Origin of the sequence: Oceanicella sp. SM1341 (assembly GCF_003448965.1) — a bacterium.
Taxonomy (GTDB): Bacteria; Pseudomonadota; Alphaproteobacteria; order Rhodobacterales; family Rhodobacteraceae; genus Paroceanicella.
Genome location: NZ_QRGC01000055.1, coordinates 1 through 12,500 on the forward strand (window position 1 = coordinate 1; position 12,500 = coordinate 12,500).

The following is a 12,500-nucleotide window of genomic DNA, read 5'->3' on the forward strand; positions in this document are numbered from 1 at the left end:
GCCCGGTCCGCCCGGCTTGCGCGGGGCGCCGGAGCGCGGGGCGCCGGTGCCGCCGGGGCCCGAGGGGTCGGCGGCGCGGGGGCGCGGCTTCACCCGGGAGCGGCCGCCGGGGCCGGGCTTTTCCTCTTCCGCGGGGGCGGATTTCAGGCCGAGCTGGTCGCGCAGCACCTTGGGGCGCACCTCCTCTGCGGCGCCCTCGGCAAGCTCGCCCAGCAGGAAGGGGCCGTAGGAGATGCGGATCAGCCGGTTCACCTCGAGCCCCACCTCGGCGAGGGCGCGGCGGATCTCGCGGTTGCGGCCCTCGCGCAGGCCGAGCGTGAGCCAGGCGTTCGAGCCCTGCTGGCGGTCGAGCGTCACCTGCATGGGCTGGAAACGCTCGCCGTCCACCGTGATGCCGCGGCGCAGCGGCTCGAGCTGGTCCTCGACCGGGTAGCCCTTGGCCCGCACCCGGTACTTGCGCAGCCAGCCGGTGGAGGGCAGCTCCAGCCGCCGCTTCAGCTCGCCGTCGTTGGTGAGCAGCAGCAGGCCCTCGGAGTTGAGGTCGAGCCGGCCGACCGAGACCACCCGGGGCATGTCCTCGGGCAGGTGGTCGAACACCGTGGGACGGCCCTTCTCGTCGGAGGCGGAGGTCACGAGGCCCAGCGGCTTGTAGTAGCGCCAGAGCCGGGTGGGCTCGGCCGCCGCGATGGGCTTGCCGTCGACCTCGATACGGTCGCGCGCCGTCACGTTGAGGGCGGGGGAGGTGATCTCCTTGCCGTTCACGCGCACGCGGCCGGCCTCGATCATGCGTTCGGCCTCGCGGCGCGAGGCAAGGCCCGCGCGCGCAAGGCGCTTGGCGATGCGCTCGCCCTCTGGTGTCTGGTCGCTCATCCTCAGCGCATACACCCCCGTGCCGGGTGCGGGCAAGGGCCGGAAAGCGCTTGCCGCCGCCCGGGCCCGCCGCCAGATTGCGCGCATGGACCAGATCGAGACACCCCGCCTGCACGGCCGCCCCTGCCGGGCCGAGGACAAGGCCCATGTGACCGCGCTGTTCGGCACCGAGGAGATCCGCCGCTGGGCCTCGCCGCCAGGGCTGGTCTGGTCCGCCGAGCGCTACGCGACCGTCACCCGCCGGCTCGCCGCGCACTGGGCGAGCCACGGCTGGGGGCCGCGGCTGTGGTTCGAGGGGCGCAGCCTGGTGGGCATCGCCGGGCTGCAGTTCGCGGTGCTCGACGGGCTGGCGGCGGTGGAGATCGCCTTCGCGGTGCTGCCGGCGGCGCAGCGGCGGGGCTTTGCCACCGAGATGCTGGCCGCCACGCTGTCGGAGGCGGGCGGCATCACCCGGCGGGTGGATGCCGCGGTGCTGGAGGACAATGCCGCCTCGCGCCTGCTGCTGTCGCGCGAGGGGTTCCGCCAGGTGGGCAGCATGGTGGAGGACGGCCGCCGCCTTCTCCTGCTCGAGCGGAGCCTCACATGAGCCGGCCCGGCCTGATGGCCCTCGCGCTCGAGGAGGCCCGCGCCGCCGCGGCGCGCGGCGAGACCCCGGTGGGGGCCGTGCTCTCCGACCCCGCCACCGGCCGGGTGCTGGCGCGCGACGGCAACCGGGTGCGCGAGCTCTCCGATCCCACCGCCCATGCCGAGATCCTCGTCATCCGCGCCGCCTGCGCCGCCCTCGGCTCCGAGCGGCTACCGGGCCTCGACCTGCACGTGACGCTGGAGCCCTGCCCGATCTGCGCCGCGGCCATCGGGGCGGCCCGTATCGCGCGGCTCTACTACGGGGCGTCGGACCCGAAATCGGGCGGCGTGGAGCAGGGCCCGCGCGTGTTCTCCCATCCCCAGTGCCACCACCGGCCCGACATCTACTCCGGCATCGCCGAGACCGAGAGCGCCACCCTGCTGCGCGCCTTCTTCGCCGCGCGCCGGGGGTGAGGGGGGAACGCCCGCCTCGCCGAGGGGGCTCACGCCCCGACAGCTCGGCGGGCGTGGCGACGGACCGGGGGGCCGCCGCCCTGGCGTCACCGGCTGCGCGACGACCGCTGAGTTGAGGACGCCGGCGCCTGTCCGGGGGAGCGGGGCCGGAGGGGGCCGCACTGCCGGCGTCGGCTGCGGGGGTGTTCCGGGGCGAGGCAGGGCGGCACCCGGCCGGGATTGCCGAGAGAGAGGGCGTGATGGTGCGATGCGGGGCGGCGACCGCTGAGCCCAGAGCCCAGAGCCCAGAGCCCAGAGCCCAGAGCCCAGAGCCGGGATACTGACCGCCCTCCCGCGTGCACCCCCCTCCTGCAGCACACAGCCTACCGCAGCCCGGACCCACGCAACCACGCCTGGGCGACACTGCAACAGGCTGCCCCGCCCCGGGGCGCGCAGCACCCGCCCGCCTCCCCCACGCGCCCAACCAGGCGCCCGAGGCCGCGGGGTCCGCGGCAAGGCCTCACCGCTCTCCGTCTCCACCAAGTGCGAAGGGCCGCGCCCGACCCTGGGTGGGCGCATCCACGCCCGTGGTCAGCGGTTTATCCAGAAAGCCCCGGACGCGGACTGAGCCACGACTGACATCGCCATCGCGCCCTCCCGGGGGGAGGGTCGGGCGCGGCCCGGGCTGGGCGCCCGGGCGGCAGGGTCGGGCCGGGCGCAGCGCAACACCGCCGCACGACACCCGGTGAAGTGCATCTCCCCGGGGGGCCGCAAGGGGCGGAGCCCGGAAGGGCCTTCGCCACGCCCGCCGAGCTGCGGGGGCGTGAGCCCCCTCGGCGAGGCGGGCGTTCCCCCGGCCGGTCAGAGGGAGATCGGGGTCAGCACCTCGGGCTCGATCACGTCCACGCCGGCGAGCTCGGCCTTCATGAGCTCGGCGCTCTGCTCGAGGGCGGGGAAGGTGCGGTAGTGGCAGGGGATCACGGTGGAGAAGTTGAAGAAGGTCTTTGCCGCGAAGGCCGCCCGGCGCATGTCCATCGTGTAGTGCCCGCCGGCGCAGAGGATGCCGATGTCCGGCTGGTGCAGCGCCTCGAACACGCCCATGTCGGCCATCACGTCGGTGTCGCCGGAGAAGTAGATCGTCTTGCCCTCGCCCGCGATCATGTAGCCCGACTCGGTGCCGGCATAGATCGGCCCGTCCGGGCTGTCGACCGAGGAGGAATGCGTCGCGTTCACCATGGTCACCGCCACGTCGCCGAGGGTCACCGTGCCGCCCTTGTTGAAGCCCACGGTCTCGATGCCCTCCTTCGCGGCCCACCAGCCCATGAACTCGGCGATGCCGTAGACCGGGATGCCCAGCTCCTTCGCCACCGCGATCGCGTCGGCCGAATGGTCGCCGTGGCCGTGGCTCACGAAGATCGCCGTGGCGCCGGCCACCGCCTCGGCCCGGCGCTCGGCCGGAAACACCGGGTTGCCGGAGAACCACGGGTCCAGCAGCAGCACCTGGTTCCCGATCTCGATGCGGAAGCCCGCGTGTCCCAGCCAGATGATATTCATCGCTTGTCTCCTTTCGGTTTCCCTGTGGCGCACTCTGGTGCAGTCTGCCGCCCGGTCAACAGCGAATGGAGGCAGGACCCGGCATGGACTGGACGGCACACGTGGATGTGTATTGCGAACGGCTGAGCGCCGCCTTCTGGGCGGAGCCCCTCAACGCACTGACAAACCTCGCCTTCATCATCGCGGCGCTGGTGATGGCCCCGCGCGCCGCCCGCGCCGCCGACCGCCCGGCGCAGCTGCTCTGCGCCATGCTCGCCATCATCGGCGTGGGCTCCTTCCTGTTCCACACCTTCGCCACCCGCTGGGCGGGCCTGGCCGACGTGCTGCCCATCCTCGCCTTCATCCTCGTCTATGTCTGGTTCGCCACCCGGCGGTTCTTCCACGCGCCCTGGTGGGCGGCGGGGCTGATGGTGCTCGCCTTCGTGCCGGTGAACCTCGCCGTCGCCACGCTGATGCGCGAAGTGGGCGGGCTCTTCGCCGCCTCGGCCGGCTACGCGGGCGTGGTGGTTTTCCTGCTGCTCTACGCCGGCGCGCTGGCCGCCCGCCACCCGGCCACGGCGCTGCGCCTCACCGTGGGGGCGGCGATCTTCGCGCTCTCGCTCACCTTCCGCTCGGCCGACGGGCCGGTGTGCAGCGCCTTCCCGCCGGGCACGCATTTCATGTGGCACATCCTCAACGCGGTGATGCTGGCCTGGATGATCCGCACGCTGATGCTGGCGCGCGCGCCCCGGGTTGCACGGGGCCACGGCTCCGTCTAATACGTCGCTGATCGCTGAGAGGGAGACCGAATGGCCATCGACAGGGATACGGCGCGAAAGGTCGCGCATCTCGCAAGGATCCGGGTGGACGAGGCCGGGCTCGACGCGCTGGCCGCCGAGCTCTCGGGCATCCTGGGCTTCGTGGAGGAGCTCGACGAGCTCGATGTCACCGGCGTCGAGCCGATGACCTCCGTTACGCCCATGGCGCTCAAGCGCCGGGCGGACGTGGTGACCGAGGGCGAGAACGCCGCCCGCATCCTCGCCAACGCGCCCGACGCGCGCGAGGGCTTCTTTGCCGTGCCGAAGGTGGTGGAATGACCGAGCTGACCGCCCTCACCATCGCCGAGGCCCGCAAGGGCCTGCGCGCGAAGCAGTTCACCGCCCGCGAGCTCGCGGAGGCGTTCAACGCCGCCGCCGCGGCCTCGGCCCCGCTCAACGCCTATTCCGCCCTCACGCCCGAGAAGGCGCTGGAGATGGCCGATGCCGCCGATGCCCGCCTCGCCGCGGGCGACGCGCCGGACATGTGCGGCATCCCGCTGGGCATCAAGGACCTGTTCTGCACCGAGGGCGTGCCCTCCCAGGCGGCGAGCGGCATCCTGGAAAACTTCCTGCCCACCTACGAGAGCACCATCACCTCGAAGCTCTGGGAACAGGGCGCGGTGATGCTGGGCAAGCTGAACATGGACGAGTTCGCCATGGGCTCGTCGAACGAGACCTCGGTCTACGGCCCGGCCGTCAGCCCCTGGCGCCGCGCGGGCTCGAACACCGCGCTCACGCCCGGCGGCTCCTCCGGCGGCTCGGCGGCGGCGGTCTCGGCCTCGATCTGCATGGCCGCCACCGGCACCGACACCGGCGGCTCCATCCGCCAGCCCGCGGCCTTCACCGGCATCGTGGGGCTCAAGCCCACCTACGGGCGCTGCTCGCGCTGGGGCGTGGTGGCCTTCGCCTCCTCGCTCGACCAGGCCGGCCCGATGACCAGGACCGTGCGCGACGCGGCCATCATGCTCGGCGCCATGGCCGGGCACGACCCGAAGGACAGCACCTCCGCCGATATCGCGGTGCCCGACTTCGAGGCCGCCCTCACCGGCGACATCCGCGGCAAGCGCATTGGCATCCCGCGCGAGTACCGCGTGGAGGGCATGTCGGAGGAGATCGACCGGCTGTGGCGCGAGGGCGCGGAGAAGCTGCGTGACGCGGGCGCCGAGATCGTCGACATCTCGCTGCCGCACACGAAATACGCTCTGCCCGCCTATTACATCATCGCGCCGGCGGAGGCCTCCTCCAACCTCGCGCGCTACGACGGCGTGCGCTACGGCCACCGCGCGAAGCTCGGCCACGGCGACGGCATCCTCGACCTCTACGAGAAATCCCGCGCCGAAGGGTTCGGGCGCGAGGTGCAGCGCCGGGTGATGATCGGCGCCTACGTGCTGTCCTCGGGCTTCTACGACGCCTATTACCTGAAGGCACAGAAGGTCCGCACCCTGATCAAGCGCGACTTCGACGCGGCCTTCGACGCCGGCATCGACGCCATCCTCACCCCCGCCACGCCCTCCGCCGCCTTCGGCATCGGCGAGATGGCGGACGCGGACCCGGTGCAGATGTACCTCAACGACGTGTTCACCGTGACGGTGAACCTCGCCGGCCTGCCGGGCATCTCGGTGCCGGCGGGGCTCAACGCCGACGGCCTGCCGCTGGGCCTGCAGCTCATCGGTCGCCCCTGGGGCGAGGCGGAGCTGATCACCGTCGCCGGCGCGCTGGAAGCGGCGGAAAACTTCACCGCAAAGCCCGAGCGCTGGTGGTAAGACCGCCCCGGCGCCCCCGACACCCCGGGGGCGCCGCCGCCGGCCCGCGCACGGCCCGGCCTCCCCGGGGGCGAATAGTTCCGCACCGGCCGAAACCTTCCGACGAGTACTGCCGCCGGCGCGCTGCCGGAGCATCCGGGCGCCACGCGCAGGAAAAGGCCCGCCGCCCGGGGACAACGGGCGACGGGCCGGGAATATCTGGGTCGGGCGCGCCGCGCGCGCAGCGACCGGAAGGGGCGCGAAATCAGGCCCCGAGGCGGGTCAGACCTTGAGGTTGCCCGCGCTCTTGCGCCCGTCGCGGCCGTCAATCAGGTCGAATTCGATCGGCTGATTGTCCTGCAGGCCGCGCAGGCCCGCGGCCTGGACTGCCGAGATATGCACGAAAATGTCTTTCCCGCCGTCCTCGGGCTGAATAAAGCCGTAGCCCTTTTCGGTATTGAACCACTTAACGGTGCCTTTTGCCATTCCTGACAACCCTTTGGTCTGTGTCGCCGGGGCGGTCTTGCCTCGGCCTCTGCGCAGTCGCGTATCCATTTGCGACTGGCAGACCACGAATGATCTACAGGCGTCGGAAACGTAATGCGTAAGAAGAGGCTAGCGCGAATCAGGCCGATTCACAATTGCGACGTTAACAGCCGCGAAATTTCCCGGATATTTCTTGATCGGACGGTCAAGCCCGCTCCGGGCCCGCGCCACTGGCAAGCGGGGCCGCGCGTTCCTATAGTCTGAGGACCACCAACTGCCCCGGGAGCCCCCGCCGCCATGGCCCGACTTGTCCTGATAGCGCTCATTCTGGCAGCAATCGCCGCCGTGGGCTATATGCTGTCTCGTGGGCTGGGCCGGATGCTGACGGCGGCCCGGGCCTCGGCGGAAAGGGAATTCGACTTCATGGGCGGAAACACCGTGCGCTGGCTGGCCTACGTGGTGCTGATCGCGCTCATCGCCGTGGTCTCGGTGAATTCCATCGGCGCGGGGCCGGTCTGATGTCCTCGCGCCGCTACCACGGGCCGCACAGCCCCGACGCGCCGCCCGAGGCGGGCGAGCCGCGCGCCGCCAACCGCTTTCGCAACCGCCCGGCCCGGCAGGTGTCGGGGCGCGCACGGCTGCTCTACCTCGCCTCGCTGCCGATGCTCATCGCCGGCATCGGCGAGATCCGCCGCGGCGACGCGCCGGGCATGCTGGTCGAGCTCGGCGCCTTCGTGCTGTTCCTCGCCGCCGCGGCGCTGGTGAACGAGGGCCAGCGCGCCGAGGAAGCCTACAACGCCCGCTCGGTGGCCAAGCCGCCGGCCATCCCGCGCAAGATCCTCGGCTCGGTGGCGGCCGGGCTGGGCGTGGCGCTCGGCGCCGGTTTCGGCTGGGGGCTGGGCCTCGCCTCCGGGCTGATCTTCGGCGCGGTGGCGGCCGGAGCGGGCATCGTCGCCTTCGGGCCGGACCCGCTGCGCGCCAAGGGCATGAAGGCGGATGACTTCCATGGCGCCCGCGCGGCCGAGGCGCTGGAGCGCGCCGAGACCCTGCTGCGCGAGATGACCGCCGCCGCCGCCCGCTTCGGCGACCGCGCGCTCGAGGGCCGGGTGGAGCGCGTGGTGAGTGCGGCGCGCGACGTCTTCGCCGAGGTGGAGGCCGACCCGCGCGACCTCGACCGGGCGCGCAAGTTCCTCGGCGTCTACCTCACCGGCGCGCGCGACGCGACGGTGCGCTTCGCCGAGCTGTGGTCGCGCAGCCGCGACACGAAGGCGCGGGCCGATTACGAGGCGCTGCTGGGCGACCTGGAGGCCAGTTTCACCGCCCGGCGGCGCGAACTGCTGGCCGAGGATCGCGGCACGCTCGACATCGAGATCGAGGTGCTGCGCAAGCGCCTGGCGCAGGAAGGGCTGGGCTGAGCGCCCGATCGCCCCACATCTGCCGGGAGCGGGCCGCGCATTTCCCGGCCCGCAGCCGAGGCTACCCCGGGGGCCCGAAGCCCCCCGGAGGCTCCGAGAAGAGGACATCCGCATGACCACCGAAGCCGACCCGACCCGCAACCGCCTGCCCGAGATCGCCGGCAGCTCCCTGCCCGACCCGACCGACGCGCCGGTGTCCATCGAGGCCGCCCGCCCCGAGGACCAGGAGCGCATCCGCGCCCTGGCCGGGGAGATCGACATCACCGACACCCAGTCGATCATCCGCTTCGGCTCGAAGGCGCAGGAGAAGCTCACCGCCATCTCCGACCAGATGCTGGGCGGCGTGCGCAACAAGGATTCCGGCCCCGCCGGCGAGAGCCTGCGCGAGATGGTCTCCTCCCTGCGCGGCTTCGACATGGGCGAGCTCGACCCCAACCGCAAGCCGAGCTGGTGGGAGCGGATCTTCTCCTCCTCCAAGCCGCTGGCGAAGTTCTATGCCCGCTACGAGACCGTGCAGGGCCAGATCGACAAGATCACCGACGAGCTGGAGCACCACGAGCACAAGCTTCTGGTGGACATCGAGAGCCTCGACCGGCTCTACGAGGAGAGCCTGGCCTTCTACCACCAGCTCGCCCTGCACATCGCCGCGGGCGAGGAGAAGCTGCGCGGGCTCGACGCCACGGTGATCCCCGCCAAGGAGGCCGAGGTGGCCGCCGCCCCCGAGGACAGCCAGGTGATCCGCGCCCAGGAGCTGCGCGACCTGCGCGCCGCGCGCGACGACCTCGACCGCCGGGTGCATGACCTCAGGCTCACCCGGCAGGTCACCATGCAGTCGCTCCCCTCCATCCGGCTGGTGCAGGAGAACGACAAGAGCCTCGCCACCAAGATCGATTCCACCCTGGTGAACACCGTGCCGCTGTGGAAGGGCCAGCTCGCCCAGGCCATCACCGTGCACCGCTCGCGCGAGGCGGCGCGGGCCGTGCGCGACGCCAACGACCTCACCAACGATCTGCTCACCTCCAACGCGGAGAACCTGCGCCAGGCCAACACCGAGGTGCGCACCCAGGTCGAGCGCGGGGTGTTCGACGTGGAGGCGATCTCCAAGGCCAATGCCGAGCTCATCGCCACCATCGAGGATTCGCTGCGCATCGCCGACGAGGGCAAGGTGAAGCGCGCCCATGCCGAGGAGGAGCTCAAGCGCATGGAGGCCGATCTGCGCCGCAGCCTCGCGGCGGCGAAATCCTCCGGCGAAACCCCGCCGGACGGAGCCGCGCGCTGACCCCCGCTCCGGCATCCGGCCCGCGCCTCGCGGCGCTGGCGCTCCTCGCCGGGCTCGCGGGCTGCGGCGAGGGCGGGCCCGCCTCCGGCGGCCGGGCCGCACCGGAGGAGGACGTGGCCCTGCGCGAGGGCTTCGCGCAATATGACCGCGCGCTCATCGCCGCCGGCGGCCACCGCGTGGAGCGCGCGCCCGCCGACGCGCCCTTCAGCGGCGCCGACCTCGCGCGCAACTTCATCCGCGTGGCGCTGGCGGTGGAGGACATGCCCCGGCAGCCGCGCTCCGCCATGCCGCTGCGGCGCTGGAACGGCCCGATCAACTACGCGCTCTACGGCGAGAGCCTGGGCCCGGAGGACCACGCCCGCGTGGCCGAGATGATGGGCCGGCTCTCGCGGCTCTCCGGCCTCTCCACCCGCGAGGTGCCGGGCGGCGACGGCGCCAACAACATGGTGATCTTCGTGCTCGACGACGGCGAGGTGCGCGCCCTGCGCAGCTACGCCCTGCAGCGCGCCGCCCATGACGGCGACAGCGCCAGCGGCAGCGTGGGGCGCTTCCTCGCCGGGTTCCTCGACCGCTCGGAGGGCGAGGCCCCCTGCCTCGGCGCCTTCTCCGCCACCGAGGACGGCACCATCACCGCCGCCACGGTGGTGATCCGGGCCGAGACGGCCGGGCGCCTGCGCGAGGCCTGCATCGAGGAGGAGCTCACCCAGTCCTTCGGGCTCACCAACGACCACCCCGGCGTGCGCCCCTCGATCTTCAACGACACCCAGGAATTCGCGCATCTCACCACCCATGACGCCTACCTGATGCGCATCCTCTACGACCCGCGCCTGCGCCCGGGCATGGACGAGGCCGCGGTGCGCCGGGCCCTGCCCGAGATCATCGCCGACCTCGGCCTGCCCTCGGCCGACCCCGAGGCGGAGCGGCGCGCGGTGCTCGACGCGGTGGCCGCGCCTGTGGCAGACTCCGACTCCGACGAATGACGGCGGGGGCCTGCCTCCCCTGCCCCGCAGCGCAGGGAGCCCGCCCGCCCCATGATCCTCTCCGCACGCGCGGTTCTTCCGGCGGTTCTGCTGGCGGCTGGGCTGCTGGCCGGCTGCAGCTCCCCTCCCACCTCCGAGGATGACCGGCTGTTCTACTCCGACCTCGAGCAGGCGCTGCGCGATGCCGGGCTGATGCGCACCGAGCCGGCCCCCGCCGACGCGCCCTTCACCGGCGACGACCTGGTGCGCAACTTCGAGCGCATCGCGCTCTACTCCGAGTACGCCAACGAGAACGGCCGCTTCATCACGCGCCGCACGCCGATTCCGCTGTCGCGCTGGGAGGGGCCGGTGCGGGTGCAGGCGGTGTTCGGCGACTCCGTGCCCCCCGGCCGCCAGCGCGAGGACATGGCCGACCTGCGCCGCTTCACCGCCCGGCTGGCGCGGGTGAGCGCCCTCGACATCGCTCTGCTCGAGCCGGACGCGCCGGAGCCGGCGAATTTCTACGTCTTCTACGTCGACCGCGACGAGCGCCGCATCATGGCCGACATGCTCGACGGCTCCGACATCCCCCCCGACCCCGCGGTGATCGACAGCCTGCGCAACAGCCCGGTGAGCGAGATCTGCTACGCCAACACCTTCAACGGGCTCGACACGCCGGGGCTGATCAACTTCGCGCTCATCGTCATCAAGGGCGAGACCAGCGGGCTGATGCGCCTCTCCTGCCTGCACGAGGAGCTCACCCAGGCGCTCGGCCTGGGCAACGACGACCCCCGCGTGCGCCCCTCGATCTTCAACGACGACGAGGAATTCGCCCTGCTCACCCGCCATGACGAGGCGCTGCTGCGCATGCTCTACGACCCCGCCCTGCACACCGGCATGACGCTGGAGGAGGCGCGGCCGCTGCTGCCCGCCGTCGCCGGCCGCGCCATGGCCGCCGGGCAGGACGAGATCGCCCGCGCCGGAGTGCCTGCCGACTGACTGCCCGCCTGTCACCCGCCTGCTGCCCGCCCTCAGCCCCGTTCCGAAGCCGGCCCGCCCGGCTCCGCCGCCACCGGACAGTGCCATGACCCGTTCCGCCTTCCGCCGCCTGCCGCTGGCGCTTCTCCTGGGCCTCGGCGCCTGCGCCGCCCCGCTCGAGACGCATTACCGCGAGCTGGGCAACCTGCTCTCCTCCACCAACCGCATGCGGGTGGACCACGACCCCGCCGACGCCCCGGTGACCCGCGACGGGCTGGTGGAGGACTTCACCCGCGTGGTGTTCTTCACCGAGCACGGCACCGACGCGGAGGGCAGGCCGGCAGATCACCTGCCGATCGCCCTGCAGCGCTGGCCCGGCCCGGTGACCCTCAACGTCACCCACGGCGACAGCACCTCCCCCGACCAGCGCGCCACGGACCTGGAGCAGATCCGCGCGTTCGCCGCGCGGCTGTCGCGCATCAGCGGCGTCCCGATCACCGTGAGCCGGGTCGACAGGCCGGGCGCCCCGCGCCGCGGCGAGATGCGGGTGTACTTCGCCGACCGCGAGGAGCGCACCTGGCTGGCCGACTGGATGGTGGAGGGCGGGGTTCGCCCCACCGCCCGCACCGTGGAGGCCCTGCGCGCCGATCCGCCGCCGCAGATCTGCTTCGTCTCCCCCGGCTCGGACGGGCAGGACAACATCACCCGCGCGCTCGTGGTCATCAACACCGAGACGCGGGACCTGATGCGCCTCGCCTGCATCCACGAGGAACTCACCCAGGCGATGGGCCTCTACAACGACGACGACGCCGTGCGCCCCTCGATCTTCAACGACGACCAGGAATTCGCCCTGCTCACCCGGCACGACGAGCTGCTGCTCGCCATGCTCTACGACCCCGCGCTCACCCCCGGCATGACCGCCGCGGAGGCCCGGCCGCTGCTGCCCGCCGCGGCCGACCGTGCCCTCGCCCTGCCGCGGCAGCCGGACCCCGGCTCCTGAGCGGGGTGGCATGGCGCAGCCCGCCACCCTCGCCTGCGCCCTCGCGCTGCTGCTGGCCGGCTGTGCCGCCCCGCCTGACCCTATCTCGCCTGCCCCTGCCTCGCCTGCCCCTGCCTCGCCGGGCCCGACCTCGCCGGGCCCCGTGCCGCCACCCGGCGGGGCGGCGGAGAGCCCGCTCGCCCGCAGCTACCGCGCCTGGGGCGCGCGGCTGGTGGCCATGGGCCGCCTGCGCACAGAGACCGACCCCGCCGATGCCCCGGTGACGGCCGCGGGTCTGGTGCGGGATTTCGAGCAGGTGGCGCTGCACACCGAGCGCGGCGGGCCCGGCGGCGGCCCGGCCCCCGCCCCGCTCAGCCGCTGGCCCGGCGCGATCGCCCTGCGCGCCACCGGCGCCACGGCGGCC

Annotated in this window: 14 protein-coding genes and 1 pseudogene; 12 read left to right on the top strand and 3 right to left on the bottom strand. The window is 72.8% G+C overall.

What is annotated here, in order from left to right:
- On the bottom strand, positions 1-870 hold an 870-nt coding region (locus tag D3P35_RS25140), incomplete at its 3' end, for a pseudouridine synthase (RefSeq protein ID WP_157982325.1).
- Between the two features lie 85 nt (positions 871-955).
- Here D3P35_RS25140 and D3P35_RS25145 point away from each other — a divergent pair.
- Together D3P35_RS25145 and D3P35_RS25150 are read left to right on the top strand one after the other, a co-directional pair.
- Positions 956-1,456: a GNAT family N-acetyltransferase gene (locus tag D3P35_RS25145; protein WP_157982326.1), complete on the top strand. Its 501-nt coding sequence runs from the start codon at positions 956-958 to the stop codon at positions 1,454-1,456.
- Positions 1,453-1,908 carry a nucleoside deaminase gene (locus tag D3P35_RS25150; protein WP_118138685.1) on the top strand — a complete coding sequence of 152 codons (456 nt, stop codon included), beginning with the start codon at positions 1,453-1,455 and terminating at the stop codon, positions 1,906-1,908. Before D3P35_RS25145 ends, D3P35_RS25150 begins: the two co-directional genes overlap by 4 nt.
- Before the next feature lie 840 nt (positions 1,909-2,748).
- Here D3P35_RS25150 and D3P35_RS25155 read toward each other — a convergent pair.
- Entirely contained in the window at positions 2,749-3,441 is a 693-nt protein-coding gene (locus D3P35_RS25155) for a metal-dependent hydrolase (RefSeq protein ID WP_118138686.1), read from the bottom strand.
- An 83-nt stretch (positions 3,442-3,524) separates the two neighbouring features.
- On the opposite strand from D3P35_RS25155, the gene D3P35_RS25160 reads away from it, so the two are divergent.
- Genes D3P35_RS25160 through gatA form a run of 3 tightly spaced genes read left to right on the top strand, consistent with a single transcriptional unit; the run spans position 3,525 to position 6,001 of the window.
- Positions 3,525-4,199, top strand: a complete 675-nt coding sequence (locus tag D3P35_RS25160) for a ceramidase domain-containing protein (protein ID WP_118138687.1) — start codon at positions 3,525-3,527, stop codon at positions 4,197-4,199.
- A 30-nt stretch (positions 4,200-4,229) separates the two neighbouring features.
- Positions 4,230-4,517 carry an Asp-tRNA(Asn)/Glu-tRNA(Gln) amidotransferase subunit GatC gene (gene gatC, locus D3P35_RS25165; protein ID WP_118138688.1) on the top strand — a complete coding sequence of 96 codons (288 nt, stop codon included), beginning with the start codon at positions 4,230-4,232 and terminating at the stop codon, positions 4,515-4,517.
- Positions 4,514-6,001: an Asp-tRNA(Asn)/Glu-tRNA(Gln) amidotransferase subunit GatA gene (gatA, locus tag D3P35_RS25170; protein WP_118138689.1), complete on the top strand. Its 1,488-nt coding sequence runs from the start codon at positions 4,514-4,516 to the stop codon at positions 5,999-6,001. The genes gatC and gatA overlap by 4 nt, the downstream gene beginning before the upstream one ends.
- 261 nt (positions 6,002-6,262) lie before the next feature.
- Here gatA and D3P35_RS25175 read toward each other — a convergent pair whose 3' ends face one another.
- Positions 6,263-6,466, bottom strand: coding sequence for a cold-shock protein (locus D3P35_RS25175; protein ID WP_118138690.1), 204 nt, complete (start codon positions 6,464-6,466; stop codon positions 6,263-6,265).
- 297 nt (positions 6,467-6,763) lie between these two features.
- Here D3P35_RS25175 and D3P35_RS26410 point away from each other — a divergent pair, with 297 nt between their 5' ends.
- From D3P35_RS26410 to D3P35_RS25205, 7 genes and pseudogenes are all read left to right on the top strand, one after another.
- On the top strand, positions 6,764-6,985 hold the full coding sequence (locus D3P35_RS26410; protein ID WP_157982327.1) for a hypothetical protein: 222 nt from the start codon (positions 6,764-6,766) through the stop codon (positions 6,983-6,985).
- A complete protein-coding gene (locus D3P35_RS25180) occupies positions 6,985-7,881 on the top strand; it encodes a 5-bromo-4-chloroindolyl phosphate hydrolysis family protein (RefSeq protein ID WP_118138691.1) in 897 nt (298 codons plus the stop codon). The genes D3P35_RS26410 and D3P35_RS25180 overlap by 1 nt, the downstream gene beginning before the upstream one ends.
- A 112-nt stretch (positions 7,882-7,993) precedes the next feature.
- A complete protein-coding gene (locus D3P35_RS25185) occupies positions 7,994-9,160 on the top strand; it encodes a toxic anion resistance protein (protein WP_118138692.1) in 1,167 nt (388 codons plus the stop codon).
- 113 nt (positions 9,161-9,273) lie between these two features.
- The gene (locus tag D3P35_RS26415) at positions 9,274-10,140 is read left to right on the top strand and encodes a DUF2927 domain-containing protein (protein ID WP_157982328.1); all 867 of its coding nucleotides are present in this window, start codon (positions 9,274-9,276) and stop codon (positions 10,138-10,140) included.
- A 51-nt stretch (positions 10,141-10,191) separates the two neighbouring features.
- The gene (locus D3P35_RS25195; protein ID WP_118138694.1) at positions 10,192-11,118 is read left to right on the top strand and encodes a DUF2927 domain-containing protein; all 927 of its coding nucleotides are present in this window, start codon (positions 10,192-10,194) and stop codon (positions 11,116-11,118) included.
- Positions 11,119-11,203: 85 nt separating this feature from the next.
- Entirely contained in the window at positions 11,204-12,097 is an 894-nt protein-coding gene (locus D3P35_RS25200; protein WP_118138695.1) for a DUF2927 domain-containing protein, read from the top strand.
- 10 nt (positions 12,098-12,107) lie between these two features.
- A pseudogene (locus D3P35_RS25205) lies at positions 12,108-12,500 on the top strand (hypothetical protein); the annotation flags it as partial.

Excerpts from the sequence above, each read along its gene's own strand:
- D3P35_RS25145 (WP_157982326.1), top strand. The coding sequence starts at position 956 with ATGGACCAGATCGAGACACCCCGCCTGCACGGCCGCCCCTGCCGGGCC.
- D3P35_RS25150 (WP_118138685.1), top strand. The coding sequence starts at position 1,453 with ATGAGCCGGCCCGGCCTGATGGCCCTCGCGCTCGAGGAGGCCCGCGCC.
- D3P35_RS25155 (WP_118138686.1), bottom strand. The coding sequence starts at position 3,441 with ATGAATATCATCTGGCTGGGACACGCGGGCTTCCGCATCGAGATCGGG.
- D3P35_RS25160 (WP_118138687.1), top strand. The coding sequence starts at position 3,525 with ATGGACTGGACGGCACACGTGGATGTGTATTGCGAACGGCTGAGCGCC.
- gatC (WP_118138688.1), top strand. The coding sequence starts at position 4,230 with ATGGCCATCGACAGGGATACGGCGCGAAAGGTCGCGCATCTCGCAAGG.
- gatA (WP_118138689.1), top strand. The coding sequence starts at position 4,514 with ATGACCGAGCTGACCGCCCTCACCATCGCCGAGGCCCGCAAGGGCCTG.
- D3P35_RS25175 (WP_118138690.1), bottom strand. The coding sequence starts at position 6,466 with ATGGCAAAAGGCACCGTTAAGTGGTTCAATACCGAAAAGGGCTACGGC.
- D3P35_RS26410 (WP_157982327.1), top strand. The coding sequence starts at position 6,764 with ATGGCCCGACTTGTCCTGATAGCGCTCATTCTGGCAGCAATCGCCGCC.
- D3P35_RS25180 (WP_118138691.1), top strand. The coding sequence starts at position 6,985 with ATGTCCTCGCGCCGCTACCACGGGCCGCACAGCCCCGACGCGCCGCCC.
- D3P35_RS25185 (WP_118138692.1), top strand. The coding sequence starts at position 7,994 with ATGACCACCGAAGCCGACCCGACCCGCAACCGCCTGCCCGAGATCGCC.
- D3P35_RS25195 (WP_118138694.1), top strand. The coding sequence starts at position 10,192 with ATGATCCTCTCCGCACGCGCGGTTCTTCCGGCGGTTCTGCTGGCGGCT.
- D3P35_RS25200 (WP_118138695.1), top strand. The coding sequence starts at position 11,204 with ATGACCCGTTCCGCCTTCCGCCGCCTGCCGCTGGCGCTTCTCCTGGGC.